We start from the raw sequence: 25,725 nt of genomic DNA, 5'->3' as shown, positions 1-25,725 counted from the left end.
ATGGATGGCACTCAGCTTTTTTAAGGGAACCTCCCTTTCACATCCGTCATCCAATGTCGGCAAAGCGCTTAACGTTCCCAGAACAAGAAAACCAACAGCATCAGCGTACCAAGGAACATTCTGAACCAAGGGATCTCTTTTTTCGTGTGCTGCTCTTCATCTTGGCATTTCTTATCTTTATTACAGCATCCCATTATCAAAACTCCTCATTGCTAACTCTCTGTTTTGCAGCCATTATAAACTCAGAACGCAAATATAGAGACCATTACCGTGTCAGAAAAAATTAAAATCAATTCCAGTCACTGGGTAATCATCATTGCGCTGCTCGCCGCGGCTTATGCTTGTTACCTACTTATAGAACCATACGTTAACTCAATCGTGATGGCCTTCATCATTTCACTGTTAATGTTTCCGATCCATGAGTGGCTTGAAAAGAAGATCCCGAACAAAGCAAACCTCGTCTCCTTGCTATCTTGTGTGATCTTAACCTTTATTATTGTTATCCCTTTACTGGCAGTATTTGCAGCGATTGTGCAGCAAGGCTCTCTATTTTCTCAAAACACTTATCAATGGGTCACACATGGCGGTATTCAAACCCTGTTTGAGCACCCTATCGTGGTTAAAGCGCTGTCGTTCGTAAATAACTACCTGCCTTTCGATAACATTGAGCCTAAGGCTATCGCACAAAAAGTTGGCGAGTTCGCGACGAGCTTTGGCTCTAAGCTTGTCGGCATCAGTGCAAAGATCCTTGGTGATGCGACCAACTTCTTGATGGACTTCTTCTTGATGCTGTTCGTTCTGTTCTTCCTACTAAGAGATCATGACAAAATCATCAGTGTGGTTCGCCACATTCTTCCTCTGTCTCGCAGCCAAGAAGACAAACTTCTCGCTGAGATTGAGCAAGTATCGAAATCAGCAGTGATGGGATCATTCCTAACTGCAATCGCACAAGGTATAGCTGGTGGTTTCGGTATGTGGATTGCTGGCTTCCCAGGCCTATTCTGGGGCACCATGATGGGCTTTGCCTCTTTCATCCCAGTAGTAGGTACTGCGCTAATTTGGATCCCGGCGGCGGCTTACTTGTTCTTAACCGGTGACACGACTTGGGCTATCTTCCTAACCGTTTACTGCGTGGCGATTGTTGGCTCGATAGATAACCTACTACGACCGCTGTTAATGCAAGGCAGTGCGGGTATGAACACCCTAATGATCTTCTTCTCGCTACTGGGTGGTATCCAACTATTCGGACTGATTGGTCTTATCTACGGCCCGCTGATTTTTGCGATTACCATTGTTCTATTTAACATCTACGATGAAGAGTTTAAGGACTTTTTAAATCAGCAAGACAAGAGTTAAACCGCTCTTCAATCACTTACTTGCCGAACGAGTATTAAACACTTCAAGCTTTGGGCGGATTATGCGAAAATCCGCCCTCATTTTTTGCTAACGATTCAATAGAGTGTCCTATGTCAGCTTATATTGCCCCAAGCCAGATTGCTGAGCGCCAACTTGCCTACTTTGAAGGTAAACATGTTTTAGTTGCCGGTGAGGCTGAAGACTTATTCCCTGTTGAGTTAGCAAAACACTGTGAATCAGTCTCTGTATTTACTTCAAACTACAGCTACTACCGTCAGCTTGAAGGCTACAGCACGATCCAACGTTTTTACGGCGCTGAGTTTACCGAAGAGACCAAAGCTGACTTAGTGATGTTGTACTGGCCAAAAGCAAAAGCTGAAGCTGAATTTTTACTGGCAATGCTGTTTGCCAAACTAGGCAAGGACACTGAGATTGTTGTGGTTGGTGAGAACCGCTCTGGCGTGAAAAGCGTTGAGAAGATGTTTGCCGCTTACGGTAAGGTCGTAAAATACGATTCAGCGCGTCGTTGCTCTTTCTACTGGGGTCAATGCTTTGAGCAGCCAGCCGCTTTTAACCTGCAAGACTGGTTTAAAACCTACACGGTGAACATTGGTGAGCAGTCACTTACCGTAAAAAGCCTGCCAGGTGTATTTAGCCATGGTGAATTTGATGTCGGTAGCCAGCTTCTGCTAGATACATTACCAACGTTGAAGGGCAAAGTGTTGGACTTCGGTTGCGGTGCCGGTGTACTCGGTGCAGTAATGGCCTCTCGCAATCCTGATATTGAACTTGAGATGTGCGACATCAGTGCGTTTGCAGTAGCGTCTAGCCAAGCAACTTTGGAAGCGAACGGCTTAACGGGCAAAGTTTTCGCTTCTGATGTCTACTCTGATACAGCGCAAGACTATCAATTCATTATCAGCAACCCACCATTCCACTCGGGCTTGGATACGAGCTACAGTGCAACAGAAACCCTTCTGGCGCAGGCTCCACAGTATTTAAACCGTTCTGGTGAGCTGATCATTGTTGCCAACAGCTTCTTAAAATACATCCCAATTATTGAGCAAGCATTTGGAAAATGCGCGACTCTAAATAAGACCACCAAATTCGCGATCTACCACGCAAACAAGTAGCCTCTCTAGCACAGCGCAGGGTCATTATCTGCGCTGTCTGTTCATATTTTTGTCAAAAGTCTATAAAAGTGAGCTTTTGCACACGCTTTAAATACCACTTACTTGTCAAAGTAAAAAAACTCGTTAATTTCGTTAAATTGGAAACCATTAATTCTATTCTCTGTACTTGTTTTCGCCCCTTTTAGCAGTACATCAAAGGAAAGTAGTACCCAATTTATGTTTAGATTTTATCGTAAGCAGAAGTTTAAGCGCCTTCAAAACACCCTAATGCTGGCATTTCTTGTCCTTAGTATTACTCCAGTGACACTTATCGCGATATTTTTCCTCCAATCGCACAGTCAGGATCTTCAGGAACAAAGTACTTCGCACCTTGTTTCTGTTCGTGATACTAAGCAACAACAGATTGTCGACTACCTACAGGCTCAAGAATCCCAAGTCATGGGCTTTGTTCGCTCAGAACTAGCCAATGCCAGTGGCGGACGCTTCTATGGCTTAATCAATGCCTTCCAACGCCTAGGCTTGGATATTGACGAAGCTCGCAGCAATGCTCAGCAACGTTATATCCAAGGTTCTGGTGATCAGATCAAAACATCCATTCTTCCAGAATCGAGCAGCTATATTGGTAGTGAACGTTATCGCCTACTGCATAAGCGCTATCATAACGCCTATCTAGAGTTGCTTAAGCGCTCCGATTTTGACGATATTTTATTGGTTGATATCAACGGTAACGTTGCTTACTCCGTCTTCAAAAATGACGACTACGGCACTAACTTGCTGACTGGTAAGTACAAGGACTCAAACCTAGGTATTACCTTCAAGCGCCTGGCCAAAGACGTCACAGACCGACGCAAGTCAAATGAAGATTACACGCCAGTTATTGTCTCTGACTTTAAGGACGAGAACGGTAAACAGACGGCATGGTTAGGTGCACCTATTGTGCAGCAGGGTTACTTACACAGTTACGCGATGTTTAGGCTGCCAATCAACGGCATCACTAAGCTGATTGCCGATCTAAACAAGAGCTCTAACATTCAAACTTTGCTCGTTGGTAGTGACCACTTACCTCGTAGCCTCGCTCATTCGCAAGAATCTATCAATCTAAGCCTAGATGTAGTGGACAAAGCACTAGCTGGCGAAACCGCTGTTGGCACATTCGATAACACTCAGAATCAAGCCATCATTGCGGCCTATACACCTATTGAGCTTAAGTACGCCACTTGGGCTTTGGTCGTTGAGCTTCCAGAAAAAGAAGCCTTCGCACGTATTCACCAGCTAGAAAAGATCTTCGTTATCGTCATGCTCACCGCCATCATTCTGGTGGTGGTTGCATCGCACTATTTATCAAACTTCATCACCTCCCCGCTGCTTAAACTGACATGGGCAGCCGAGAAAGTCTCTGCCGGTGACCTTGATGAAACCATGATCAATACAGAGCGCAAAGACGAAATCGGTCGCTTGGCTGTCAGCTTTGAGCGAATGCAACGTTCAATTCGTGACAAGATGCAGCTGATCAAGAGTCAAAATGATGAACTTGAGGACAACCTTAAGACCATCCAGAAACAAAATGATGAGTTACAGCTAGCCAACAAACTCAAAGATGAATTCTTAGCAACCACCTCACACGAATTGAGAACACCACTGCATGGTATGGTTGGTATTGCTGAAGCTCTGATATCGGGTGCGAATGGCCCTATTCCGGCGAACCAGAAATACCAGTTGGATATCATCATCAACAGTGGTCAGCGACTAGCAACCTTGGTTGATGATCTGCTTGATTATCACAAGATGCGTTACGGTAGCTTGGACATTAAGAAATCTGCGGTTGATCTGTCTGCTGCCACCAGCTTGGTGCTTGAGCTATCTCATCACCTGTTGGGCAATAAACCGATTCGTATTATTAACCAAGTGCCGAGTGATTTAGGGCTAGTATCCTCCGATCCTCAGCGCCTTGAGCAGGTGATGTATAACTTGGTCGGCAATGCCATCAAGTACACATCAGAAGGTAAAATCGTTATCTCTGCGAGCGTAATCGACGACAACATTCGTGTGCAAGTGGTCGATACAGGCCAAGGCATACCAGCAGAGTATCTTGAACATATCTTCGAACCTCTGATTCAAGCTGGCCAAGACGCCAGTAACTATCGCCAAGGTGCAGGCCTTGGCTTATCGATCAGTCGCCAGTTAATTGAATTAATGGGGGGTTCGCTATACGTAAGTAGCCAGCCAATGCTAGGTACTACGTTCAGCTTTACTCTGCCTCTGGCAACAGAAGAAGAACTTAAAAACTACAACGAATCAGGTAGCTACTCACACTTCAAAGCGCCTGACTTGATTGATAACACGCAGCAAGAAAACAGCGTCATCAATGAGAACCCTGATGGTCCACTGCTGGTTATCGCGGATGATGAACCCGTTAACCTTCGTGTACTAGACAGCTTCTTGAAACTAGAAGGCTATCGAGTACGTACAGCCTGCGATGGCCCTGAAACCATCGAGTTGATTGAAAAAGAGAAGCCAGAACTATTGCTCCTCGATATCATGATGCCGGGCATGAGCGGCTATCAAGTGTGTGAGACACTGCGTAAGCAATATGACCATGCGCAACTACCGATCATAATGCTGACCGCGCTCAACCAAGCAGAAGACCGTGTACGCGGCTTCGAAGCCGGCGCTAATGACTATTTGTCTAAGCCATTCAACAAACAAGAGCTAGCAGCTCGAATCACAGCACATCTATCAGCAAGTAAAGCTGAGCAGAGACGCCTTGAGAACGACCAACTACAACTAGAGCTCAAGCACAGAGCGATGGTTGAAGCTAACTTGCTAGAAACTCAAGGACGTTTACTCGAGCAGCTAGAATCTGCACCAGAGGCCATCATCTGCATTCGTGATGACCAACGTATTCGCTTTGCCAATGAAGCGGCAGCTAAACTCTTTAGGCGCGGACAAGAGCAACTTAAGCGCTCAATGGCCGACGAAATCATCGCGCCTAAATACCTGAAAGTGGAACAAGCACACTACTGTGGCGATATCGACATCTATATAGATGACACTCGTCAGCGCATACCGAGTGACATCCTCAAGTTACCTGAGGGCTCTGGACTAGACACCATGTACATATTCAATGTTGGCGGTGGTGTTAAGTCAAACCGTATCAATAACCTTGAGACGGCTGTTGAAGCGCTTTCTAGCTATGCCTTTGAAGGTGACAAGGACAAACTGCAACAGCTGAAAGAACTCGGTGGTGAGTTTACTCGTCTGGCAGATAAAGCCACGGGAGAAGGTAAAAACAAACAAGAGTTAATGCGTGAAGTCTTAGTCGACGCGATGACCAACGCCATCCTCTACTGGGAATCGGTTACCGGAGAAACCAAGTTTGCGTTCGCAGAGAAGAGTGGCTTATGGCGCGTTTATCTAGACAGAAGCACACTACAAACGCGAACGTTAGACAAATACCTACGTGTAGAAACGCTGCCTAAAACACCTCGCTGGCGAACAGTACTAAGCTCTATCGAGTTCATTCTCGAACACTGTAAAGAACAGACACCAGAGAGAACGCACATTGAGATGCTCAGAGACAAACTACAGAAGTTACTGACCAGTTAATCCTGAACTAACATCACTCTATTAGCCCACCTTGCGTGGGCTTTTTTGTACATATAAGAGTCGTAAAAAGCACAATTAGAGCCGTTCACTCCCACTTCTTTTACAGCTTTAAACAAGAGAAATATCACGCTATTTCGACGTAATGAGTATCGGCATCAGCTACCGATTTTCGCTCTATTCTCCACCGATTCTAACCGTAGCCTGACTATTTGTTGCAGTTTGAGAAGCGAGTCACAACAGAACGGCAGATTTAATTTTCTCGGAAAATTTAACGTAAAATTAGTAAGTGACCAAGATCTACAATTAGATTAAATTAGAAATAACCGCCATCTTTAAAAACACCCGATGTAAGTAACCACTTACATATAATATTCAACACTCAACTAGTTGCGAGTCACATCACCCTAACAATTACGAACAAAAAACCACCAAAGCGCCTTGTTTTGACGTTAATGACGTGAGGTTATCTGTTTTTAACGTTTTTGACGGGAAACGAGTTTGATTAATTCATCGATAAGGTGTTTTCTTACTCCTGCCAAAGGCCTACAGGCCACTCTTACCACTTCTCAGAAACAGCGATGAATCTGGAGCAACGAAGAAGAGGTAGGCCTTTAACCAGAGTGTGTATCTAGTAACCAATTAGCGATAGATAACATTCAATCCATTAGTGAAATGAAAGCAAATAGTAAGGAACAGCTATGCTTGCCAATATAAAAAAAACAGCACTAGCAACAGCAATTATTGCAACTGCTACGACAGGTTTTGCATCAGTAGCAACAGCTGCAGAACGCAGCGAACTGACTATTCACCCGAAAGAGTACACAACATTCGTACGTAACTTTAACCCGTACCTTGGTGCTACTAACCTTCATACTACAACTGACTTCCTATACGAGCCGCTAGTAGTATTTAACGAAATGCACGGTAACACTCCTGTGTTCCGTCTAGCTGAAAACTTCAAAATGTCAGATGATCTGATGAGCGTTGTTTTCGACATTCGTAAGGGTGTTAAATGGTCTGATGGAGAAACTTTCTCTGCTGATGACGTTGTTTTTTCTTTCAACCTTGTAAAAGAGAAGCCAGAGCTTGACCAATCTGGTATCAACTCTTGGGTAACTTCTGTAGAAAAACTAAACGACAACCAAGTTAAGTTCAACCTAACAGAAGCAAACTCAAACGTACCTTACGAGATTGCTAAAGTACCTGTAGTACCTAAGCACATCTGGAAAGACGTTAAAGATCCATCAACGTTTACCAATGAAAACCCGGTAGGTTCTGGTCCATTTACAGAAATCGATACGTTTACAGCACAACTATACATCCAGTGTGCAAACCCGAACTACTGGGATGCAGACAACCTAGATGTTGACTGTCTACGTGTTCCACAAATTGCTAACAACGACCAATTCCTAGGTAAAGTTGTAAACAGTGAAATGGACTGGACGTCTTCTTTCGTTCCAGATATCGACCGTACGTACGCGGCAGCTAGCCCTAAACACCACTACTGGTACCCGCCTGCAGGTACACAAGCATTCGTTGTTAACTTCAAGCACCCAGATGCTGCGAAGCATGAAGCATTAAGCAACGTTGAATTCCGTCGTGCCTTCTCTATGGCGCTTGACCGTCAAACTATCATCGACATCGCATTCTACGGTGGCGGTACAGTGAACGACTTCGCATCTGGTCTTGGCTACGCATTCGAAGCTTGGTCTGATGAAAAGACTCACAACAAGTACAAAGGCTTTAACACTTACAACGCTGAAGGCGCGAAGAAGCTTCTTGCTGACGCTGGCTTCAAAGATGTAAACAATGATGGTTTTGTTGACACTCCATCTGGTAAGTCTTTCGAACTAATGATCCAATCGCCAAACGGCTGGACTGACTTCAACAACACAGTTCAACTAGCGGTAGAGCAGCTAAACGAAGTAGGCATCAAAGCGAAAGCTCGTACGCCAGACTTCTCTGTATACAACCAAGCAATGCTTGAAGGTACATACGACGTAGCATACACAAACTACTTCCACGGTGCGGATCCATACACGTACTGGAACAGTGCTTACAACTCATCACTACAATCTGGTGACGGTATGCCTCGTTTCGCTATGCACTTCTACAAAAACGACAAACTAGATGGTCTTCTAAACAGCTTCTACAAAACAGCTGATAAGAACGAACAGCTAGACATTGCACACGGTATCCAGCAAATCATCGCTGCAGACCAAGTGACAATCCCTGTGATGTCTGGTGCTTACATGTACCAATACAACACAACTCGCTTCACTGGTTGGTGGAACGAAGAAAATCCAAAAGGCCGTCCAAACATTTGGGCTGGTATTCCAGAGCGTCTACTTCATGTACTGGACCTAAAACCAGTTAAATAAGTAATCGTTCAATCCTTGCGGCGTAATCTCTTACGCCGCTTATAAAAATCCCCACACTCTCAATTGAAAGTATGGCGCTCGTCGTCAGGGGATTTTTCGTTCCAAATTTCGCTAGGAGCGACCTGAATCCAGAAACAGGGAAACAATCTGGGTGAGTAAGGTGTGAGTTATGGGTTATTTTTTAAGACGTTTGTCATTTTATTTTGTCGCGCTATTAGTTGCAGCGACGTTAAACTTTATTATTCCAAGAGCAATGCCTGGTGACCCAGTTACCATGATGTTTGCGAACGCTTCGGTACAAGTTACTCCAGAACGTATTGCTGCAATGAAAGAGCTATTAGGTTTCGTTGATGGCGGCTTGCTAGTTCAATACGCAGCGTACATGAAGAACATCCTTAGCTGGGAGCTTGGTACATCAATTCAATTCTACCCTCTTTCTGTAAACTCATTGTTGGGTGGAGCATTCGGCTGGTCGCTTTTCTTAGCTGGTACCGCTGTAATTCTTTCTTTCTCTATCGGTTCAATCCTAGGTATTTTCGCGGCGTGGAAACGTGGCAGTAAATACGATGCCTTTGTAACGCCAGGAATGCTGATTCTACAAGCCGTTCCTCAAGTAGTTATCGCGATGATTGCACTATTTACCTTTGCAATCGGCTTGAAGTGGTTCCCGACGGGTTACGCTTACACCGCTGGTACTGTGCCTGATTGGACAAGCTGGGCATTCATTAAAGATGTGGCTTACCACGCTTTCTTACCGCTGTTCTGTGCTTCAGTTGTTCAAATTGGTGGCTTCCTAGTGAACATGCGTAACAACATGATCAACCTGCTTGCTGAAGACTACATCACTATGGCGAAAGGCAAAGGCCTGAGCGAAAACCGAGTGGTATTCAACTACGCAGCGCGTAACGCAATGCTACCAAGTGTGACAGCACTTTCTATGTCGCTAGGTATGGCAATCGGTGGTCAGCTAATTATCGAAATCATCTTCAACTACCCAGGTCTTGGCAGCGTACTTTTCAACGCAATTAACGCTCGTGATTACCAAGTACTGCAAGGTCAGCTACTTATCATGACGCTATTCATGCTGTTCTTTAACTTGGTTGCAGACATGCTGTACGTAGTTCTTGACCCTCGTCTTCGTAAGGGTGGTAAATAATCATGAAAGACTTTCTAAAACTCATTTGGCGTAACCCGATGGCCCTAACTGGCGTCATCATCCTAAGCATCTTTGTTCTTGGCGCTCTTGCTGCTCCACTGATCACCAAACATGCACCAGACAAGCGCACAGGTAACCCACACGAGTACCCAGGCTTTGTTGTTAAGTCTGCACAAACTAGCCCGAACGGCTGGGTGGCACAAAACCTTGCAGACGACCGTCGCACGTTGATCATGTCTAAAAAAGCAGACCACGTATTAGGTACGACTCGTATGGGCCGTGACGTTTGGTCACAAGTGGTATACGGCGCACGCGTATCGCTCGCTGTAGGCTTCGGTGCTGGTCTAACAGTATGTTTACTAGCAACCGTTATCGGTGTTTCTGCAGGTTACTTCGGTGGTCGTGTAGATGATGTACTAACCGCTGCAATGAACATCATGCTGGTTATCCCTCAATACCCATTACTGTTCGTAGTAGCAGCTTTCATCGGTGAGGCAGGGCCACTCACAATAACCTTGGTTATCGGCTTTATGTCCTGGGCTTGGGGCGCCCGTGTTGTTCGCTCTCAAACTCTTGCACTGCGTGAAAAAGAGTTTGTCAAAGCAGCAGAAGTACTTGGTGAGTCTCCAATTCGCATCATCTTCGTTGAGATTCTGCCAAACCTTATCTCTATCGTAGGTGCAAGCTTCATCGGCTCAGTAATGTACGCAATCATGATGGAAGCAACAATCTCGTTCCTAGGTCTTGGTGACCCGAACACAATCAGCTGGGGCATCATGCTTTACAACGTTCAAACCTCTTCATCAATGCTGATTGGGGCTTGGTGGGAATTGTTAGCTCCTTGTATCGCACTGACAATGCTAGTTACAGGCCTTGCTCTGCTTAACTTCGCTGTCGATGAGATTGCTAACCCGCAACTACGTTCTCACAAAGGTATGAAGCGTTGGAAGAAGCTTGCAGCTCAAGATAAACAAGAACGCGAACCAGAACTACCACCACAAAATGCACTTTGGAGCGGAGATAAATAATCATGTCTGAACCACTAATTTCTATCCGCAACTTATGCGTGGATTACATCACAGAGTCAGGCGATGTGCGTGCGTGTAACAACGTTAGCTTCGATATCGCGCCTGGTGAGGTATTTGGTCTAGCCGGTGAATCGGGTTGTGGTAAATCAACCGTTGCTTTCTCGCTAATGCGTCTTCATAAGCCGCCAGCTTACATCAGTGGTGGTGAGGTAATCTTCAATGGTGAAAACATTCTTGAATACAGTGATGACCGTATGCAAGCGTTCCGTTGGAGTGAGATGTCGATGGTATTCCAGAGTGCGATGAACGCACTCAACCCAGTATTACCAATGGAAGAGCAGTTCTGTGACGTAATCATGCGTCACACGAACATGACTCGTGAGCAAGCTAAAAAGCGCGCTGAAGGCTTACTGGAAATCGTAGACATTCACCCGAGCCGTTTGAGTGATTACCCTCACCAATTCTCTGGTGGTATGCGTCAACGCCTAGTGATTGCTATCGCGTTAGCACTGAATCCAAAGCTGATCATCATGGATGAGCCAACAACAGCACTCGATGTGGTTGTACAACGCGAAATCCTACAAAAGATCTATGCACTAAAAGAAGAGTTTGGTTTCTCGATTCTGTTTATCACCCATGACTTATCGTTGATGGTCGAGTTCTCTGACCGCATCGGCATCATGTACTCGGGTGAGCTTATCGAGGTCGCTAACTCACAAGATATTCTAGAAAACCCTTACCACCCTTACACCAAAGGGCTGGGTAGTTCTTTCCCTCCACTAACAGGGCCAAAGACAAAACTAACCGGTATTCCAGGCAACCCTCTGAACTTATTAGAGATCCCTGAAGGGTGTCGCTTCCAAGCTCGTTGTGACCGTGTACATGAAACCTGTACCAAGGTGCCAACCAAGCTGCGCTCTATCGAGCCGGGACACTTGTCGAACTGCCACCTGTACGGTGACCCAATAGTACAAAGGAAGCTATAGCTTGCACGCTGATTCAGCGTGAATAACGAACAAGGCGGCTCCGACCGCCAAAAAGCAAGCGAAGCGAATAAGGATTCTGGAGACAATTATGAGCAAAGATTTCGGTCAATTATTGGTAGAAGGTAAGAACGTCGTAAAAGACTTCCCAATAAGCAGTACCACCATTCAAACCCCAATGATGCGTGCGATTAACGACGTGTCATTCAAAATGTACAAAAGCCGCGGCCTAGCCGTCGTTGGTGAGTCTGGTTCAGGCAAATCAACCACAGCAAAAATGATCGCAAAAATGTACGCGCCTTCAGGCGGCACCATTGAGTACAAAGGCCGTGATATTCAAGATATCTCAAGCCGTAAAGATCTGATGCATTACCGTGAAGGTGTGCAAATGGTATGGCAAGACCCGTTTGGTTCTCTGAATCCAACCCATAACATCTTCCACCATATTGCTCGACCACTGCTGATCCACAAGAAGGTGACTTCTGGCAACAAGAGAGAGCTAGAAGAGCGTGTATACGATCTTTTAGAGCAAGTAGGCCTAATCCCACCAAAAGAGACAGCGAAAAAGTATCCACACCAGCTGTCTGGTGGCCAACGTCAGCGTGTCAACCTTGCACGTAACATCGCGGTAGGTGCAGAAGTCGTTCTTGCCGATGAACCGACGTCAATGCTCGACGTTTCGATTCGTGCCGGTGTTCTGAACTTGATGGAAGAGATGAAGTTTGAGAAACAAATGTCTCTGCTTTACATCACCCACGATATCGCCACTGCGCGTTACATCGCTGAAGACCTGTCAGTAATGTATGTGGGTCACATGGTTGAGTGGGGTGATACCGATGACGTAATTGCTAACCCTCAGCACCCTTACACCCAACTATTGGTTTCAGCGGTTCCAGATCCAAAGAAATCAATCCATGACCAATTAGCTGGCAACAAAGGTGAAATCCCGCTTTGGACGCCAGCATCTGTAGGCTGTCCATTCGCTGGCCGTTGTACTCACGCGATGGACAAGTGTAAAGAACAACTTCCTGGCGTGACTCAATTAGCAGAGAACCACTTCGTTCGTTGCTACCTACACGAAAGCTAAACATTAAGACTGAGTTAGGGTCTGCGGACCCTAACTACTTATATCCAAAACAATTCAGGTACCTAGCCACAAGAAACTAGGACCTTTGGAGAATATTGATGCTGTTATTGACCAACCATATTGGCTACGAATCTTCGGCTCCTAAGCAAGCTATTCTGCAGACAAAGAAAGCGCGTTTATCCAGTACCACTGCATTGCTCGTGTGTGCCGACAACCACATTACCGTGGGTAACTTCGACGTTGTAAAACAGGGTCGCGTAGCAAACTGGCATCAAGGGCAATTCTTCACGATCGATTTCAGCGCATTCACTGAGAGCGGACGTTACTACCTGCGCTTTGACAACCTTCGCTCTGAAGTGTTCGAGATTGGTAACAACCTACTAATGAGCCACACTTTTTCTGATGTGCTTCACTACTTTAAGTCACAACGTTGTGGCGGCATTTTTGATAAGAAAGATCGTCAAGCCCAAATTCTTGGCACCGACCGATACGTTGATGTTCATGGTGGTTGGTACGACGCATCAGGCGATGTAAGCAAGTATTTTAGCCACTTGTCGTATGGCAATTACCTAAACCCACAACAGATTCCAATGGTAGTTTGGAACATGCTTAAAAGCGTGCGCTTAACCAGCAACAACCCAGATTTCCCTAAATTCTCTATGACACGACTAATGGAAGAAGCGCTATTCGGTGCCGATTTCTTAGTACGTATGCAAGACGCGGCTGGATACTTCTACATGACAGTATTCGATAAGTGGAGCAAAGATATCAACCAACGCGACATCTGCGCGTACTCCACTCAAGAAGGCCATAAATCAACAGATTTGCAAGCCGGCTACCGACAAGGTGCTGGTGTGGCTATTGCAGCACTTGCCGCAGCGTCTGAACTAGACATATCGGGTAGCTACTCGAGCCAAACCTATCTTGATACCGCGACCAAAGGTTACTGGCACCTAAAAGAATACAACTTACAGTACCTAAACGATGGTGAAGAGAACATCATCGATGAGTATTGCGCCCTACTCGCGGCCAATGAGCTTTACCGAGTAACACAAGACGAACAATACCTTTCAGAAGCAAGAACTTGGGCGACTCGTTTAATCTCTCGCCAACAGTCAGATGATTCATTTGAGCACTTCTGGTCAGCTAATGCTGATGGCTCTCGCCCATACTTCCACGCCGCGGAAGCAGGGTTGCCAGTGATAGCCCTGTGCGAATACATCAATAATGAAACTGACGCAGAGCTCAAAGAACAAGCTCGCATTGTTGTTGAACAAGCATGTCAGTTCGAAATCAACATCACCGATAAAGTCACCAACCCATTTGGCTACCCAAGACAGTACGTAAAAAATGTTGATGGTGATAAGCGCGATGCTTTCTTCGTCGCTCAGAAGAACGAAACCGGCTACTGGTGGCAAGGTGAAAACGCACGTCTTGGTTCCATTGCAACCATGGCTTACCTCGTTCAACCACATATTAAAGATCACGGCTTGCAAGAACGTTTGATCCAGCTTTCACAGAACAGCCTCGACTGGATCTTGGGCCTTAACCCTTACCACATGTGCATGCTTGATGGCCACGGTCATAACAACCCTGACTACTTACCTCAGCTTGGTTTTTTCAATGCCAAAGGCGGTATCTGTAACGGTGTCACCGCTGGCTTTGAAGATGATCAAGACATTGCGTTCAATCCACCAGCACAAAAAGATGACATGCTTCAAAACTGGCGCTGGGGCGAACAATGGATCCCTCACGGTGCTTGGTTCCTATTGGCAACCGCTGCGCAATTCAATTTCCTAGCACAGCGTAAGGAGCAATAATCATGACGCTTTACTACGTAGGTATTGATGGTGGCGGCACGTCTTGTCGTGCTCGTATTCGCGATGACCAAGGCACACTCATTGGTGAAGCGAAAAGCGGCAGCGCTAACATCCTTTTAGGTGTTGATGTTGCGATGAGCTCAATTATTGATGCCATTACTCAAGCGGCACAACAAGGGCAACTCGAATCAAGTCATTTTTCAAATATGCATGTCGGCCTTGCACTGGCTGGTGCTGAGCAAAAGTCAGCATGGTTCAACTTCATGGCTCAGCCACACCCTTTCGCCAGTATGACGCTCAACACTGACGCTTACGGTGCTTGTATTGGCGCTCACAATAGCCAAAACGGCGCCATCATGATTGGTGGCACTGGCTCATGCGGCATCTACCTACAAGATGGTGAGCAGCACGTGGTTGGCGGTCGTGAATTCCCAATTTCTGACCAAGGTGGCGGCGCGGTGATGGGGCTTCGCTTGATTCAACAAGTTCTGCTGGCAGAAGATGGCATTCGCAACAAGACAGCACTGACTCAACACGTGATGAACCACTTTGGCAATGATGTTGATGCCATCGTCGAATGGTCAAAAGGCGCTATTCCAAAAGACTACGGTCAATTCTCGCCAGTAATTTTTCAACTAGCTAACGAAGGCGATGAGCTCGCTATCGAGATGCTCAAGCAAACCGCCGCTGATATCGAAATGTTTGTACTAGCACTGCATCGCAAAGGTGCGGACAAGGTATGCCTGATGGGCAGTATCGCAGAGCGCATTCTCAACTGGTTATCACCACCAGTACAACAATGGATCGTTGAACCTCAATTTGACGCTATCGAAGGCGCATTGATGTTTGCCGGAAAACCACAACACAACTTGTATCAACAGGCTTAGCAGGGAAGTTATATGAATTATCGCATCGACTTAGCTGTTCTTTCTGAACAAAAACACAACTGCCGATTTGGCCTTACGGTACATAACTTAAGTGATCTTGACGTAACTGATTGGTCACTCCATTTTGCATTTGACCGATTCATCCTTCCAGAGAGTCTGTCGCAAGGTGAATTAACTCAAGTAGGAAGCTTTTGTTCTTACCAGCCAAGTACCACCGTATTAAAGGCGAACAACCATTACTACCTTGAATTCAGTATTCAAAGCGCTCCATTCCGTTTCTATTCTGATGGTCTCAATGACGCCTTTATCCAAACACATAACCAAGGCGAAACCTCGGTACTGCCAGTTGCGATATCACCAATAGTGCTGGCTTCACCATATCGTGAACGCAGCCAAATCCCAGAAGTAGATTCGGCAGCGGTAGCACTGATCCCCCAACCGAATCAATTCGAGCTGAAACAAGGCGGCTTCGCACTGAACAAAGCGTGCACAGTTGAAGTTCAGTCACACCTTGCAGAGAAAGCTAGCACTTGGCTGCAACAAGAATTACTGACTACGTTTGAGCTAGCGGTTTCAGCAGAACTCTCACCAGAAGAAAACGGTGACATTCTACTGCGTAGTAATCCGACTTTAGATGAAGCCGAGTACAAGCTAACGATCACCGCTCAGCAAGTGGTCGTAGAATCCGGCAGCCAATCAGGCTTTACGCATGCCGTCGCTAGCTTAATCCAATTGGTTCAACAACAAGATGCTGAACACTTCTCTGTGCCATATTGCAAAATCGCCGATCAACCTCGTTTCAAATACCGAGGCATGATGTTGGACTGCGCACGTCACTTCCACTCGGTGGAGCAAGTGAAGCGTTTAATCAACCAACTGGCGCACTACAAATTCAATGTTTTTCATTGGCACCTAACCGATGATGAAGGTTGGAGAATAGAGATTAAGCGACTACCTCAACTCACTGAAATCGGTGCTTGGCGCGGCCCTGACTATGCATTGGAACCGCAATATACCCATATTGCGGAAAACTACGGCGGCTTCTACACACAGCAACAGATTCGCGAAGTTATTGAATACGCAGAACAGCGCAGCATCACGGTTATCCCAGAGATCGATATCCCGGGACACTGCCGCGCCGCGATCAAGTCACTGCCTGATATGTTGGTAGAGCAAGCGGACACCACTCAATATAAGAGCATTCAGCACTACAACGACAATGTACTAAATCCAGGTTTATCGGGGACTTATCAGTTCTTAGATATCGTTATTGAAGAAGTCGCAGAACTCTTCCCGAGTGAATTGATTCATATGGGCGCAGACGAAGTGCCACCTGGAGTGTGGACCAACAGCCCTGCTGCTCAAGCACTGATGAAAGAACATCAATACCAAGACAGCAAAGATCTACAAGGCCACTTGTTCCGCTATGCCGAGAACAAACTTAAGCAGCTAGGCAAACGCATGGTGGGCTGGGAAGAGGCACAACACGGCGACAAGGTGAGCAAAGAGACCATCATCTACTCGTGGCTCAGCGAAGAGGCCGCCGTAAACTGTGCTCGCCAAGGCTTTGATGTGGTTCTGCAACCCGCACAATTTACTTATCTCGACATGACCCAAGATTATGCTCCGGAAGAGCCGGGCGTAGATTGGGCTGCCGTTATCCCATTAGAACAAGCTTATACCTATGAAGCGCTTGCTGAGATATCCGACACCGACCCAATTCGTAAGCGGATCCGCGGAATTCAGTGTGCTCTATGGTGTGAGATCGTCACCAACCAAAAGCGTATGGATTATATGGTATTCCCAAGAATTAGCGCTTTAGCTGAAGGATGTTGGACACACAAAAACAACCGAAACTGGCTTGATTACCTGTCTCGCCTAAAGGGTCACTTGCCGCTACTCGACAGACTCAATGTTGATTACCGCAACCCTTGGAAAGCTGAATAAAACCAAACCACAGCATGCTCATACCGAGTGATAGCTGACTCAAATTAAGGTGCTCAGTCCAACAAAACTCAGCATCACTATTTAAAAATTAGCTGCATAGATGCAGTTTGTTAAAAAGGAAATGACAATGAAATACGGCTATTTCGATAACGACAATCGCGAATACGTCATCACTCGCCCTGATGTACCAGCACCTTGGACCAACTACCTAGGTACTGAAAAGTTTTGTACTGTAATTTCGCACAATGCGGGCGGTTACTCGTTCTACAATTCTCCGGAATACAACCGTGTTACTAAATTCCGTCCAAACGGCACCTTTGACCGTCCAGGACACTATGTCTACCTGCGTGATGATGAGACTGGTGATTACTGGTCTATCTCTTGGCAGCCAGTGGCAAAGAGCCTAGATGAAGCAAACTACGAAGTTCGTCACGGCCTGTCATACTCAAAGTTCAAATGTGAATACAGCGGTATTACCGCAACCAAAACGCTATTCGTACCTAAGGGCGAAGATGCAGAAGTTTGGGACGTTGTACTAAAGAACAACACTGATAAGCCACGTACTATCAGCACATTCTCATTTGTAGAGTTCTCGTTCAGCCACATTCAATCAGACAACCAAAACCACCAGATGTCTCTGTACTCTGCAGGCACGTCTTACCAAGAAGGTGTGTTGGAATACGACCTGTACTACAACACTAACGACTTTGAAGGCTTCTACTACCTAGCGTCAACCTTCTCACCAGACAGCTACGATGGCCAACGTGACAACTTCCTTGGTATGTACCGCGATGAAGCTAACCCGATTGCGGTTGAAAACGGTAAGTGTTCGAACAGCGCTCAAACCTGTTACAACCACTGTGGTTCTCTGCATAAGCAATTTACCATTCAACCAGGTGAAGAAGTTCGCTTTGCTTACGTACTAGGTATCGGCAAAGGCAACGGTGAGCGCCTACGTGAAAAGTACCAAGACACTGCAAACGTAGATGCAGCGTTCCAAGGCATCAAGGATCACTGGGACGAGCGTTGCAACAAGTTCCAAGTCAAGTCTCCAAACGAAGGCTTAGACACCATGATCAACACCTGGACACTATACCAAGCAGAAACCTGTGTGGTGTGGTCGCGCTTTGCATCATTCATTGAAGTGGGCGGCCGTACAGGTCTTGGCTACCGTGATACCGCGCAGGACGCTATCTCAGTGCCTCACGCGAACCCTGCGATGACTCGTAAACGTATCGTCGACCTACTACGCGGCCAAGTTAAAGCGGGCTACGGTCTACACTTGTTCGATCCAGACTGGTTCGATCCAGAGAAAGCAGACGTCGAGCCATCAAAATCACCAACGGTTGTTCCAACACCGTCAGATGACGACAAGATCCACGGCATTGAAGACACATGTTCTGATGATCACCTATGGATCGTTCCGACCATCATCAAATACGTAATGGAAACTGGCGAGCACGACTTCTTTGACGAAGTGATTCCTTACGCAGACGGCGGTGAAGCGACAGTCTACGAACACATGAAAGCGGCACTGAACTTCTCTGCAGAATACGTTGGTCAAACAGGTATCTGTAAAGGTCTACGTGCTGACTGGAATGACTGTTTGAACCTAGGTGGCGGTGAATCTTCAATGGTTTCATTCCTACACTTCTGGGCTCTGCAAGAATTCTTAGACTTAGCTAAGTTCCGCAATAACGACGCTGATGTTGCGAAATACACAGAAATGGCAGCGAACGTTCGTGAAGCGTGTGAAACACACCTTTGGGATGATGAAGGCGGTTGGTACATTCGTGGTCTAACCAAAAATGGCGACAAGATCGGTACAGCTCAACAAGCTGAAGGTCGTGTACATCTTGAGTCAAACACGCTAGCAGTTCTATCTGGTGCGGTTTCTCAGGAGCGCGGAGAGAAAGCGATGGATGCAGTCGATGAGAACCTATTCTCTGAATACGGCTTGCACCTAAACTCTCCATCGTTCGCGACACCAAACGATGATATCGGCTTCGTCACTCGCGTTTACCAAGGCGTAAAAGAGAATGGCGCTATCTTCTCTCACCCGAACCCATGGGCTTGGGTAGCAGAAGCGAAACTTGGCCGTGGTGACCGTGCGATGAAATTCTACGATGCACTTAACCCATACAACCAAAACGACATGATTGAAACACGTTACGCAGAACCATACTCGTACGTGCAATTCATCATGGGTAAAGACCACCAAGACCATGGCCGTGCTAACCACCCTTGGTTAACCGGTACTTCTGGTTGGGCATACTTTGCGGTAACCAACTTCATTCTTGGTGTCCGTACTGGCTTTGAAGGCTTAACCGTAGATCCTTGTATCCCAACAGATTGGCCAGAGTTTGAAGTGACTCGTCAATGGCGTGGTGCGACATACAACATCACAGTACAGAACCCGAATGCAGTAAGCAAAGGGGTTGCCTCTATCACTATCAACGGTGAGTCAGTAGAAGGCGCAATCCCAGTTCAAGCAGAAGGCAGCGTGAACGATGTTGTCGTTGTTCTAGGCTAGTCACGCAACTTAACCAACCACTCTTGCCTCAAGCCTATTGGGTTTGAGGCAAAGAGACTAAAAGGATTTTCTAATGATTAAATTTGGTACAGGTGGCTGGCGCGCTTTCATTGGTGAAGAGTTCACCAGAGAGAACGTTCGCCTTGTGGCACAAGCGCTGGCAAACATCATCAACAATGAAGATGCAGCCAAAAACGGATTTGTGATCGGTTATGACCGTCGCTTCCTTTCCGATAAAGCTGCATGTTGGTTTGCTGAAGTTTTAGCCGCTAACAACATCAAAGTCAGCTTCATCGATAAGTTTGTTCCAACACCTATCGTCATGTTCCAAGCGAAAGAGATGGGCTGCACCTACTCGGCATGTATTACCGCTTCTCACAACCCAGCCGATTACAATGGTATCAAGGTGTTCATTGAAGGTGGCCGTGATGCTGACGAGATCATCACAGAGAAGATAGAACAGCAAATCGCAACTCTAACCAACGAAGACGTTATCCGCGTCGACTTCGAACAAGCGTTGAATGACAAAGAGATCGAGATCATCAATCCAATGAACGACTTTGTTGATTCGATCATTAACTTCATCGATATCGAGTCGATTAAGAAAGCGAATCTGCGCGTACTGATTGACCCTATGTTTGGTGTAGCGAAGAACGCTCTACAAACGGTACTTATCAATGGTCGTTGTGATGTCGACGTGATCAACGATGGTAAAAACCCAGATTTTGGTGGACTAATGCCCTCACCAAGCGCGGCTACGCTCTATCGCTTGAAGCACTTGGTTGCAGCTGAAGGGTATGACATCGGTATTGGTACCGATGGCGATGCTGACCGCTTAGGTATTATCGATGAGAAAGGTAGCTTCATTCACCCAAACGAAGTGCTACTGCTGCTTTACTATTACTTGTTGGAATACAAAGGCTGGAAAGGCTCGGTAGTTCGCAATATCGCAACCACTCATCTACTCGATAAAGTGGCGGCCGATCATGGTGAGAAGAGCTTTGAGGTTCCAGTAGGCTTTAAGCATATCAGCTCGCAAATGGAAGCCGACGACTCTCTGATTGGTGGTGAAAGTTCGGGTGGTTTAACCATTCGCGGCCACATCAAAGGTAAAGATGGTGTCTTTGCATCAAGCCTACTGGTTGAGATGATCAGCGTAACGGGTAAGAAATTGTCTGAGCTCCTTGATGAGATCTACTCTAAATATGGCTATGCCTACACCGCGGAAGGTGACTGCAAATTCAAACCTTCAGAAAAAGAAGCGCTCTACACCAAGCTCTACGTAGAGAAGCAGTTGCCTGAGTTCGAGTACGAGATTGAAAAAGTCAGCTATGAAGATGGTGCCAAGGTGTACTTTAAGAATGGCGGCTGGGTGATTGCTCGTTTCTCTGGAACAGAGCCTTTACTACGAATCTTCGCAGAAATGGAAGATAAAGAGACAGCAGAACGTGTTCTTCAAAAAGTGAAAGACTTCCTCTCTCTATAGGCTTATAGAGTGCAGCAGTTTTAGATGGGACTTAACAAATCACTGCCTTGTTAAAGCCTATAGGTGAAGAACTCTTGCCCAGTACTTTGGTGAAAGTACTGGGCTTTTTTATAGCTGAGCCACTAAAACACCTAAAAAGCCAGTACGCCTTTAGTGTCTACTTTCACGGTCACTGGCATACCAACTTCTAACGCTTCCGACGAAGTCGCCAGTAGCTTTTGCCCATTGGCTTCAATCACATAGCGACAATGGTCACCCATGAATTGCTGCTCCAATACCGACAAGTTACTGTCTGTATCATGGCTCGCGACAATGTGCTGAGGTCGTAGTAACAGCGCACACTCAGAGCCAACATCAATCTCCGTTTGCGCTTTTGCTTCCACTAAGCCCAAGCTGGTTTCGAATTCATTATCTGAGATACGCTGAGCATTTAAGTAACTACCACCACCTAAGAAATCAGCCACGAACTTACTTGATGGATGGAAGTACAACTCAGAAGCTGAACCATATTGCTCAATCACTCCATGATTCATTACGGCCATTTTATCCGCAAAGGCAAACGCTTCTTCACGACTGTGAGTAACAAAAATAGCGGTTACGCCCTGCTTCTTAAAGATCTTGCGGATCTGAGAAATCAACTCATGACGAACTTGGGTATCAATGTTCGAGAACGGTTCATCAAGTAGCAATAAGTCAGGCTTATAAGCCAAAGAGCGAGCAATAGCGACACGTTGCTGCTGCCCACCAGACAACTGATGAGGATAGCGCTCACCATATTGATCAAGGTGAACCAGTTCTAGCATCTCTTTCACTTTTGCTTTCTTGTCTTGCTCAGACATATCACGCAGCCCAAATGCCACGTTCTGATTTACGGTAAGGTGCGGAAACAGCGCATAATCTTGGAAGATCATGCCGATGTTACGTTGCTCTGGTGGTAGCCAATTCTTACCATCATCAATAGTCTGACAGTTAAGATCCATCACCCCATGACTCAACGGAAGTAATCCAGCAATCGCCTTTAGTAAGGTTGTTTTACCACAGCCACTAGCGCCAAGTAGACATACGATCTCGCCATGTTCAACTTCAAGAGAAAGCGACTCGAGAACCGTTTGAGACTCATACTTACAAGTCAGCTCTTTAATAGATAATGCACAGCTCATTAGTTTTTTTGCTCCAAAGAACGGTTGACGATGATCAATGGGATTAGACCCACAAGTACAAGTAACACAGCAGGCATCGCAGCCAGCTCTAGATGCTCGTCTGAGGCATAGTTATAAACATAGGTAGCTAGAGTTTCAAAGTTAAACGGACGCAGCAATAGCGCTGCATTCAACTCTTTCATCGATTCGATAAACACCAATAGTCCTGCAATCAAAGCACCACGCTTAATCAGAGGCAGATGCACTCGGCGCAACATCTGGTTGGTGTTACAACCCATGGTCTTTGAAGCCATATCCAAAGACGGCGACACTTTACTTAGGCTACTTTCCACACTGCCGATAGCAACCGCAGAAAAACGCACTACCATCGCAAAAATAAGCGCGAACATAGAGCCAGAGAAGATCAGCCCCGGACGTCCCCACTCCATCACTTTCGCAATATCATTAATTAAGTGGTCCATGAACAAAACCGGCACCATCACACCAATTGCCAACACGGTGCCAGGTACGGCATAACCCATAGAAGCAAGACGCATGTATGCCTGACTTCTCTTACCTGGGCTTACTCGCTGATTAAAGTTCACAATGAGAGCAATGATCACACCGATAATCGCAGCCACAATAGAAACATATAAGCTGTTAACCGCGTATTCTCTAAATTCTGGAGTCCAGCTTTGACCGAAGTATTTATAAGCATAAATAATTAACTGGCCAAGCGGGAACAAGAATGCGACGCAGACTAGACCCCAACACCAAAACATTGCTAGCCATTTTTTCCAACCAGACAGGTCATAACGAAAATCTTCACTACTACTGAATTGATTTTGAAATAGCTTCTGTTTACGGCGACTGTATCGCTCCGAGCTTAACAATAGAATCACGATAACCAACATGATTGCCGATATTTTCGCTGCCGCGGTCAAGCTTGAGTAGCCTAACCAGGTATCATAAACCGCCGTTGTTAAGGTGTTCACCGCAAAGTAGCTGACCGTGCCGAAGTCACCGATGGTTTCCATGGCAACAAGTGATAAACCGACAGCCATTGATGGACGCACAAGCGGCAAAGAGATGCGGCGGAAGCTTTCCCAGGGTGAGCATTTCAATAATCTAGCGGATTGGAGTAGAGAGACGTTCTGCTCCATGAATGCAGCACGGCACAACAGGTATACATAAGGGTATAGAACAAGTGACAGAACAATAATTGCGCCAGACAAGGTTCTAATGTCCGGGAACCAATACTCCCCAGGCCCCCAGCCAGTTAGGTCGCGAAGCAGAATCTGCACAGGCCCGGCGAAGTCAAACCAATCGGTAAAGATGTATCCAACAATATAAGCTGGCATTGCTAGTGGCAAAACTAATGCCCATTGCAACACTTTCTCACCCGGCAAGCGACACATCGCCATGATCCAAGCTGAGGGGATACCAAATAGCAGCGACAAGAACATGGTTCCTATCACTAAAACAACAGTGTTATAAGCGTAAGTCGGCATCACTGTGGACATCAAATGAGAAAACAGCTCATTTGTTTCACCTACAGCGGTGGTGAATATCGCTAAGATCGGAAAAACCAGTAGTAAAGCTATCAAACCACTACTGGTGTTCCATAAATAATTCTTTTCTTTCATCGCCTAATTACAACGAGGCTTAATGAAACACAAATGCAGTTGCAAATACATCTCATGCCCTTTTAGTGGTGGGGGTTATTTATACCCATATACGGTAATGACTTCAAGGAGCTGTGCTAATAACTCTCAAGATCAAACGAGAGCTTTGTTTCAAAAAGTGACTTAACTAAAAACAAAACAACCTCAAGTACCCAAAACGGCAACTTGAGGTTGTTAAATCTAATATTGGCCGAAGCCTATATTAATAATTACAGGTCGAATTTAACTTCGTCTAGAAGCTTGATTGCAGCTTCGTGGTGATCTGCAATTTGGTCTAGAGAGATAGTATCTGCTTTGAAATCTCCCCAAGAAGCGACTAGCTCAGAAGGCTTAACATCAGCTTTAACTGGATATTCGTAGTTTACTTCTGCGTACATACCTTGTGCTGTGTTACCAGATAGGAATTCCATTAGCTTAACTGCGTTCTCTTTGTTTGGAGAGTACTTAGCCATTGCCATACCAGAGATGTTTACGTGAGTGCCTGTCGTCTCTTGGTTAGGGAAGTTAATGTAAACAGCGTCAGCCCAAGCTTTTTGCTCTTTATCGTTAACCATCTTACCTAGGTAGTAGCTGTTACCAAGAGAAACGTCACATAGACCTTCTTTGATAGCTTTAACTTGTGCACGGTCGTTACCTTGAGGCTTACGAGCTAGGTTTGCTTTTACGCCTTCTAACCACTCTTTAGTTTCCGCTTCACCTTTGTGAGCAATCATAGAAGATACTAGAGAAACGTTGTATGGGTGCTTACCGCTACGAGTACAGATTTTACCTTTGAATTCAGGCTTCGCTAGATCAGCGTAAGTGAAGTCTTCACCTAGACGGCCAACGCGGTCACGTGAAGAGTAAACGCTACGAGTACGTGTTGTTAGAGCAAACCACTCGTTGTCTGTATCTTGGTATTGAGCCGGGATGTTCTTTTCTAGAACGTCGCTGTTTACCGCTTGAACTAAGCCTTTTTCAGTTAGCTCAGATAGACGACTGATATCAACTGTTAATACCACGTCTGCAGGGCTGTATTCACCCTCTTGAGCTAGCTTTTCTGCCAAACCTTTCTTAGCAAACTTAACATTTACCTCAATACCCGTCTCCTTTGTGAACTCATCGAACATTGGCTCAACAAGGAAAGGTTGGCGGTAAGAGTATACGTTTACTTCTTCTGCAGCCATTGCTGCTGGTGCGATAGTGCTGCACGCAAGAGCTGAAAGAGTTAGCAGTTTTTTCATGGTAAAATCCTTTATATCGAAATGATAATCTATATCAGTTGCGTTATTATATTCATCAATAACACAATTACAATGATATCCGACAAAAAAATTGTTCGCTCTGCGCCATCAGTCTCGCACTTTTGTAACAATCTATTTCAAAGTGACCGCTTATTCTTGCGAAGAGTTGCCGGCTAGCTCGGTTTATCTAAATCAATCAAAACTACTCGACCATTAATAACAAAACCCCACAACCAATGGCTATGGGGTTTTCTTTGTCCTGCCTAACCCGTTCA

The 25,725-nt window shown here is 45.8% G+C and carries 17 protein-coding genes; 13 read left to right on the top strand and 4 right to left on the bottom strand.

The window, feature by feature from the left end:
• Positions 1–68: 68 nt before the first annotated feature.
• A complete protein-coding gene (locus F0232_RS25195; RefSeq protein WP_258166754.1) occupies positions 69–194 on the bottom strand; it encodes a hypothetical protein in 126 nt (41 codons plus the stop codon).
• 76 nt (positions 195–270) lie between these two features.
• On the opposite strand from F0232_RS25195, the gene F0232_RS15180 reads away from it, so the two are divergent.
• From F0232_RS15180 to F0232_RS15120, 13 genes are all read left to right on the top strand, one after another.
• Entirely contained in the window at positions 271–1,356 is a 1,086-nt protein-coding gene (locus F0232_RS15180) for an AI-2E family transporter (RefSeq protein WP_008222174.1), read from the top strand.
• A 110-nt stretch (positions 1,357–1,466) separates the two neighbouring features.
• Complete coding sequence (gene rsmC, locus F0232_RS15175; protein WP_105057565.1) at positions 1,467–2,489, top strand: 16S rRNA (guanine(1207)-N(2))-methyltransferase RsmC; 1,023 nt, start codon at positions 1,467–1,469, stop codon at positions 2,487–2,489.
• A 216-nt stretch (positions 2,490–2,705) separates the two neighbouring features.
• The gene (locus tag F0232_RS15170; protein WP_105057566.1) at positions 2,706–6,095 is read left to right on the top strand and encodes a response regulator; all 3,390 of its coding nucleotides are present in this window, start codon (positions 2,706–2,708) and stop codon (positions 6,093–6,095) included.
• Positions 6,096–6,793: 698 nt separating this feature from the next.
• Entirely contained in the window at positions 6,794–8,476 is a 1,683-nt protein-coding gene (locus F0232_RS15165) for an ABC transporter substrate-binding protein (protein ID WP_008222178.1), read from the top strand.
• Positions 8,477–8,645: 169 nt separating this feature from the next.
• Positions 8,646–9,632: an ABC transporter permease gene (locus F0232_RS15160; protein WP_004738220.1), complete on the top strand. Its 987-nt coding sequence runs from the start codon at positions 8,646–8,648 to the stop codon at positions 9,630–9,632.
• Positions 9,633–9,634: 2 nt separating this feature from the next.
• The gene (locus F0232_RS15155; protein WP_008222181.1) at positions 9,635–10,660 is read left to right on the top strand and encodes an ABC transporter permease; all 1,026 of its coding nucleotides are present in this window, start codon (positions 9,635–9,637) and stop codon (positions 10,658–10,660) included.
• Between the two features lie 2 nt (positions 10,661–10,662).
• Positions 10,663–11,646: an ABC transporter ATP-binding protein gene (locus F0232_RS15150; RefSeq protein WP_008222182.1), complete on the top strand. Its 984-nt coding sequence runs from the start codon at positions 10,663–10,665 to the stop codon at positions 11,644–11,646.
• 88 nt (positions 11,647–11,734) lie between these two features.
• Positions 11,735–12,730: an ABC transporter ATP-binding protein gene (locus tag F0232_RS15145; RefSeq protein ID WP_008222184.1), complete on the top strand. Its 996-nt coding sequence runs from the start codon at positions 11,735–11,737 to the stop codon at positions 12,728–12,730.
• 98 nt (positions 12,731–12,828) lie between these two features.
• The gene (locus F0232_RS15140) at positions 12,829–14,550 is read left to right on the top strand and encodes a glycoside hydrolase family 9 protein (protein WP_061032495.1); all 1,722 of its coding nucleotides are present in this window, start codon (positions 12,829–12,831) and stop codon (positions 14,548–14,550) included.
• Between the two features lie 2 nt (positions 14,551–14,552).
• Positions 14,553–15,437: an N-acetylglucosamine kinase gene (locus tag F0232_RS15135; RefSeq protein WP_061032494.1), complete on the top strand. Its 885-nt coding sequence runs from the start codon at positions 14,553–14,555 to the stop codon at positions 15,435–15,437.
• Positions 15,438–15,449: 12 nt separating this feature from the next.
• The gene (locus F0232_RS15130) at positions 15,450–17,384 is read left to right on the top strand and encodes a beta-N-acetylhexosaminidase (protein WP_105057568.1); all 1,935 of its coding nucleotides are present in this window, start codon (positions 15,450–15,452) and stop codon (positions 17,382–17,384) included.
• 127 nt (positions 17,385–17,511) lie between these two features.
• A complete protein-coding gene (locus F0232_RS15125; RefSeq protein ID WP_105057569.1) occupies positions 17,512–19,917 on the top strand; it encodes a N,N'-diacetylchitobiose phosphorylase in 2,406 nt (801 codons plus the stop codon).
• A 73-nt stretch (positions 19,918–19,990) separates the two neighbouring features.
• The gene (locus F0232_RS15120) at positions 19,991–21,403 is read left to right on the top strand and encodes a phosphoglucomutase/phosphomannomutase family protein (protein WP_105057570.1); all 1,413 of its coding nucleotides are present in this window, start codon (positions 19,991–19,993) and stop codon (positions 21,401–21,403) included.
• Positions 21,404–21,534: 131 nt separating this feature from the next.
• Here the strand turns inward: F0232_RS15120 and F0232_RS15115 are convergent, their stop codons facing one another.
• The 3 genes from F0232_RS15115 to F0232_RS15105 all read right to left on the bottom strand — a co-directional run bounded on the left by F0232_RS15115 (position 21,535) and on the right by F0232_RS15105 (position 25,450).
• A complete protein-coding gene (locus F0232_RS15115; RefSeq protein ID WP_105057571.1) occupies positions 21,535–22,563 on the bottom strand; it encodes an ABC transporter ATP-binding protein in 1,029 nt (342 codons plus the stop codon).
• Complete coding sequence (locus F0232_RS15110; protein WP_061032489.1) at positions 22,563–24,188, bottom strand: iron ABC transporter permease; 1,626 nt, start codon at positions 24,186–24,188, stop codon at positions 22,563–22,565. The genes F0232_RS15115 and F0232_RS15110 overlap by 1 nt, the downstream gene beginning before the upstream one ends.
• A 248-nt stretch (positions 24,189–24,436) precedes the next feature.
• Entirely contained in the window at positions 24,437–25,450 is a 1,014-nt protein-coding gene (locus F0232_RS15105; RefSeq protein ID WP_105057572.1) for a Fe(3+) ABC transporter substrate-binding protein, read from the bottom strand.
• Between the last annotated feature and the right edge of the window lie 275 nt (positions 25,451–25,725).

Origin of the sequence: Vibrio sp. T3Y01, assembly GCF_013114525.1 — a bacterium.
In the GTDB taxonomy this organism is placed as follows: Bacteria; Pseudomonadota; Gammaproteobacteria; order Enterobacterales; family Vibrionaceae; genus Vibrio; species Vibrio chagasii_B.
This window is presented reverse-complemented; position numbering and strand designations above follow the sequence as displayed.

What these genes read in the sequence shown, in the direction of transcription:
- F0232_RS25195 (WP_258166754.1), bottom strand. Translation starts at nt 194, where the DNA reads ATGGGATGCTGTAATAAAGATAAGAAATGCCAAGATGAAGAGCAGCAC.
- rsmC (WP_105057565.1), top strand. Translation starts at nt 1,467, where the DNA reads ATGTCAGCTTATATTGCCCCAAGCCAGATTGCTGAGCGCCAACTTGCC.
- F0232_RS15170 (WP_105057566.1), top strand. Translation starts at nt 2,706, where the DNA reads ATGTTTAGATTTTATCGTAAGCAGAAGTTTAAGCGCCTTCAAAACACC.
- F0232_RS15165 (WP_008222178.1), top strand. Translation starts at nt 6,794, where the DNA reads ATGCTTGCCAATATAAAAAAAACAGCACTAGCAACAGCAATTATTGCA.
- F0232_RS15160 (WP_004738220.1), top strand. Translation starts at nt 8,646, where the DNA reads ATGGGTTATTTTTTAAGACGTTTGTCATTTTATTTTGTCGCGCTATTA.
- F0232_RS15155 (WP_008222181.1), top strand. Translation starts at nt 9,635, where the DNA reads ATGAAAGACTTTCTAAAACTCATTTGGCGTAACCCGATGGCCCTAACT.
- F0232_RS15150 (WP_008222182.1), top strand. Translation starts at nt 10,663, where the DNA reads ATGTCTGAACCACTAATTTCTATCCGCAACTTATGCGTGGATTACATC.
- F0232_RS15145 (WP_008222184.1), top strand. Translation starts at nt 11,735, where the DNA reads ATGAGCAAAGATTTCGGTCAATTATTGGTAGAAGGTAAGAACGTCGTA.
- F0232_RS15140 (WP_061032495.1), top strand. Translation starts at nt 12,829, where the DNA reads ATGCTGTTATTGACCAACCATATTGGCTACGAATCTTCGGCTCCTAAG.
- F0232_RS15135 (WP_061032494.1), top strand. Translation starts at nt 14,553, where the DNA reads ATGACGCTTTACTACGTAGGTATTGATGGTGGCGGCACGTCTTGTCGT.
- F0232_RS15130 (WP_105057568.1), top strand. Translation starts at nt 15,450, where the DNA reads ATGAATTATCGCATCGACTTAGCTGTTCTTTCTGAACAAAAACACAAC.
- F0232_RS15125 (WP_105057569.1), top strand. Translation starts at nt 17,512, where the DNA reads ATGAAATACGGCTATTTCGATAACGACAATCGCGAATACGTCATCACT.
- F0232_RS15120 (WP_105057570.1), top strand. Translation starts at nt 19,991, where the DNA reads ATGATTAAATTTGGTACAGGTGGCTGGCGCGCTTTCATTGGTGAAGAG.
- F0232_RS15115 (WP_105057571.1), bottom strand. Translation starts at nt 22,563, where the DNA reads ATGAGCTGTGCATTATCTATTAAAGAGCTGACTTGTAAGTATGAGTCT.
- F0232_RS15110 (WP_061032489.1), bottom strand. Translation starts at nt 24,188, where the DNA reads ATGAAAGAAAAGAATTATTTATGGAACACCAGTAGTGGTTTGATAGCT.
- F0232_RS15105 (WP_105057572.1), bottom strand. Translation starts at nt 25,450, where the DNA reads ATGAAAAAACTGCTAACTCTTTCAGCTCTTGCGTGCAGCACTATCGCA.